Here is a 4,132-nt window from a genome sequence, read left to right on the forward strand (position 1 = left end):
CGCTTCGGGCACGCCACAGCGCTCGACGACGTCAGCCTCGACGTGCGTCCTGGCGAGGTAGTCGGCCTCATCGGCGCGAACGGCGCAGGCAAGACCACCTTGCTGCGCATCCTGCTGGGGCTCGAGCGGGCCGACGAGGGCGAGTCGACGCTCTTCGGCGCTCCGCCGAGCAACGCGTCCCGCCGCCGGCTCGGCTACGTTCCGCAGGGCCTCGGCCTTTACACGACGCTGAGCGTGCGCGAGAACGTCGCGTTCCTCTCCCGCGTCTACGACGTGCCGCGGCCGGAACTCCCGGGGCCGCTCGAGGCCGTGCGCTCTGCGGTCGTCGGCGAGATCGGACTCGGCCGACAACGGCAGCTCGCGTTTCTGATGGCCCTCGCGCACGAGCCGGAACTGCTCGTGCTGGACGAGCCGACGTCGGGTGTCGACCCGCTCGCCCGCGCCCGGCTGTGGGATGTCATCCACGAGCAGGCGGAGTCCGGCCGCGCCGTCATCGTGACGACGCACTACCTGCAGGAGGCCGAGCAGTGCACCAGGCTCGCGCTGCTCTCCCAGGGACGGATGGTCGGCTCGGGTACCGTCGACGACCTCACCAGGGGCGCCGTGGCCGTGCTCGTCACCTGCGACGACTGGCAGCGCGCGTTCGACGTCTTGGACCGCTCCGGACTCCCGATCATGCTGAGCGGGCGAGGCATCCGGGTCGCAGGCAGAGCCGATGCGGGCGGTGTCGATGCCCTCCGCCAGCGCGTGGCCCGGGCGCTCGGCGGCACCCGGGCGAGCGTCGAGCCGGTGCCCGCTACCCTCGAAGAGACCATGGTGCTGCTGGATCGCGAGACGCAGGAAGCCCCGGCATCCCGCCTTGCACAGGGAGTCGTCGCGTGAGCGGACGTCGGCCGGGCAAGTCGACAACCCGCCAGGAGCTTCTAGATGCCGCGCGCGAGGTCTTCGCCGATCGCGGCGTGGACGGCGCCACGACACGGGAGATCGCTCAGCGTGCCGGCGTGGACCCGGCGATGATCGCGCACTACTTCGGTTCGAAGGGCGGACTCTTCGATGCGGTCACGGCGCTGCAGGTCGATCCGCGACAGGTGGTCGCTCCCGTGCTCGAGGCGGATCCTGAGGATGCAGCACGCCAGCTGCTCACGGCGCTGCTGCGGGTGTGGGACGCGCACGCCTCGGTGCTCACGGCGGTGCTGCGCAGCGCCACGCGCAACAAGGCGCTCGCCGCCCAGATGCGCACGTTCATCCTGGAGCGGGCCGTCGGCCCCGTGGCGGCCCGGTTCGCGCCCAGCGCGGAGGAGGTGGACGTGCGTGCGGCGCTGCTCGCCAGCCAGATCGCTGGGCTGGTTCTCACGCGCTACGTACTGCGATGGGAGCCGCTGGCATCCGCCGACCCCGACTGGATCGTCGACCACATCGGTCCGACCGTGCAGACCTACCTCACCGGCCCGTTGCCCGCCCCTCCCGCTGGTTGAGTAGCCCGCGAAGCGGGCGTATCGAAACCAGAACCAACGGTGGGCCTATCGTGAGAACGACGACTCGAGGAGGTTTCATGCAGACGGTGGTGCAGTACACGCGGTTCGGCGGTCCCGAAGTGCTCGAGGTGGCCGAATACCCCGACCCGACGCCCGGCGAGGGCAAGGTGCTGATCGACGTGCGCGCTGTCGGGGTGAACCCGATCGACTGGAAGCTGCGGCAGGGCATCCGGCCGTCCGACCCGATCGAGAAGCCGCGTCGCCTCGGCAACGACGTCTCCGGCGTGATCACGAAGCTCGGCGAGGGCGTCGACGGCTGGTCGGTGGGGGACGAGGTCGTGGTGCGCGGTGCGTACGGCGCCTACGCGAGCGAGCTCGTGGCATCCGTCGGCAAGCTGGTGCGCAAGCCCGCGAACGTGTCGTTCGAGGATGCCGCCGCGCTCGGGATTCCGGCCGGTACCGCGTATCAGGCGCTTGCGTCGCTCGGCGTGGGCGACGGCGATGTGCTGCTCATCCACGGTGCGTCCGGCGCGGTCGGGCAGGCGGCCATCCAGTTCGCGAAGCAGCGTGGTGCGACCGTGGTGGGCACCGCGAGCGCCCGCAACCTGGACCGCATCCGCGAGCTCGGCGCCATCGCGCTCGAGTACGGCGATGGTCTCGAGGAGCGCGTCCGCGAGGCCGTGCCACGCGGGGTGGACTATGTGCTCGACATGGCGGGAACGGATGAGGCGCTGAAGACATCCTTCGACCTCGTCTCGGATCGATCGCACATCGGCACGATCGTCGTCGGCGCCAAGGCCGCTGAGCTCGGCATCAAGGCGTGGTCGGGCGGGAGCCCTGTGCCGCTGACCGAGGAGGAGGAGGCGCTGCGCGCCGAGGGCCTCGAGGCTGCACTGGCCGGGCTCGCGGACGGCACGTTCCAGGTCGAGATCGGGGCCAGGTACCCGCTGAGGGATGCCGCCGAGGCGCACCGCGCGGGCCAGGCGGGCGAGGTGCGCGGCAAGATCATCCTCGATCCAGCCGGCTGAGAGCCCTAGTCCTCCCGAGCGTGCTGGGTGGCGAGGTGCTCCCAGTCGTGCTGGAAGATGCCGTCGTAGTACGCGGCGACGCGGGCGCTGTCGATGATGACGCCCGCGTCGCGGTTCTCCAAGGTTCCCGCGGTCGACCAGTTCTGGCTGCTCACGAGGGTGCGTGATCCGTCGACCACGATGCCCTTGTTGTGCACGTTGTTCTGCAGTCTCACGTTGTGAACCACGTCGAGTCCGAGTTGCTGGAGCTGTTCGAGGTATCCGGCGCTCTCGAACTCGCTCATGATCACGCGCACCTCGACCCCCGCCTTCTGCCGGGCGATCACCGAGTCGATGAGGGCGGAAAACGGGGCGGAGGCGTCGGTGGGCTTCGACGGCGGCTCGATGTACTGGAACTGCAGGTGCAGGGACGTGGATGCCGACTCGATCAGCGCGCGCACGGCATCCACGTAGACGCCAGGGTCGGGCGTGAGCACCGGGGTGATGGTCACCTGGTCGGTGATCGTCTCGGCGGCCGTGAAGTGATCGAAGGGTGGCGTCTCGGCCAGCGGCTGCGCGAGCAGCTCGGTCTCGAGCGCGGCCGACGCCGGTGCCTGGTGCTGCTCAGCGACCGCGTAATCGTGCTTCATGTACGACTCGAACGTCTTCGCCAGTGCTGCGTCGTGGATGACGACGTGCCAGTCGCGATCGCGGGTCCGGGCCTCTGCGGCGTCGCCCGGGTTGTGCACCGGGTCGATGTCGGGCTGGTTCGAGTTGTTCCAGTTGCCGCTGGAGAGCCAGACCGTGTTCGAGTCCCGCACGGCGACCTTGATGTGGTACGCGGACGGGAAGATCCAGGCGGATGCGTGCGGGTCGGCACGCTCCAGTGCCCACGCCTGCTCGAAGGTGCTACCGAGTGCCTTCTTCAGGTTCGCAACGGTCTGGTCATCCGTCTGATCGGCGGTCGGGTTCTTGGCCGGATGGTCGAGCACGAACACGACCTGCTTGCCGGCCACCGCCGTCTCGAACCGGTCGAGCACGTGGGCGGACGTGAAGTCGTAGAGCCCGACCGTGAGCGACTTCTGCGTGCCGGCGAGGAAGGCCGAGAGCACCGCCCACCCCGAGTCCGGGCTGGCGCTCAGCTCGAGCTCGATCTCGCCGCTCACGGGTTTCAGCGGCGTCGCCGGCGGTGCCGTGTAGGCGAGGCGCTCCTTGGCCGGCTTCGCGAGAGTCTCGGTCGCCTCAGGCGGGGGTACCCGCGCGAGGGTGCGTTCGGTGTCGAGAACGCGCTCGTCGGGGAACACGGGAACGCCGCCCTGATCCGGAGCGGGCGGAGGCTCCCGGAGCTCTGCACGAGCTGAAGGAGCCGCGAGCTCCGCGAGCTGCGCTGCCTTCGCGGGCGAAGCCGTCCGCACGTCGACCGGTACTCCGTCGAGGGTGCCGGGAAGCTCGGATGCCCCGGCATCCGTCTGCGCCCGCTCGAGAACGGATGCCACGGCATCCGTTCGGGACGCGACGGTCACGACGATCGCGCGTTCGTCGGTGATCCAGCCATCCCGCATCCGGAACCCCGGTCGCACGCTCAGCACGCCGGGCATCCGGAGACGGTCGAGGTTCTCGTCGATGATCTGCTGAATGCGGGCCTGCTGA

At 69.8% G+C, this 4,132-nt stretch carries 4 protein-coding genes; 3 read left to right on the top strand and 1 reads right to left on the bottom strand.

Annotated elements, in window-relative coordinates:
• The 3 genes from ACTHNC_RS12360 to ACTHNC_RS12370 form a co-directional block, all read left to right on the top strand.
• The coding region (locus ACTHNC_RS12360; protein WP_440294906.1) for an ABC transporter ATP-binding protein at positions 1-882 on the top strand (882 nt) is incomplete at its 5' end.
• Positions 879-1,475: a TetR/AcrR family transcriptional regulator gene (locus ACTHNC_RS12365; RefSeq protein ID WP_440294907.1), complete on the top strand. Its 597-nt coding sequence runs from the start codon at positions 879-881 to the stop codon at positions 1,473-1,475. The genes ACTHNC_RS12360 and ACTHNC_RS12365, both read left to right, overlap by 4 nt.
• A gap of 77 nt (positions 1,476-1,552) precedes the next feature.
• Complete coding sequence (locus ACTHNC_RS12370) at positions 1,553-2,503, top strand: NADP-dependent oxidoreductase (RefSeq protein ID WP_440294908.1); 951 nt, start codon at positions 1,553-1,555, stop codon at positions 2,501-2,503.
• A 5-nt stretch (positions 2,504-2,508) separates the two neighbouring features.
• Here the strand turns inward: ACTHNC_RS12370 and ACTHNC_RS12375 are convergent.
• Positions 2,509-4,132: phospholipase D-like domain-containing protein (locus ACTHNC_RS12375; protein ID WP_440294909.1), on the bottom strand; the 1,624-nt coding region annotated here is incomplete at its 5' end.

This window comes from Humibacter sp., from assembly GCF_051954055.1.
Classification (GTDB): Bacteria; Actinomycetota; Actinomycetes; order Actinomycetales; family Microbacteriaceae; genus Humibacter.

Bases quoted from the DNA above. Each gene is read 5' to 3' on its own strand.
- ACTHNC_RS12370 (WP_440294908.1), top strand. From the start codon at position 1,553: ATGCAGACGGTGGTGCAGTACACGCGGTTCGGCGGTCCCGAAGTGCTC.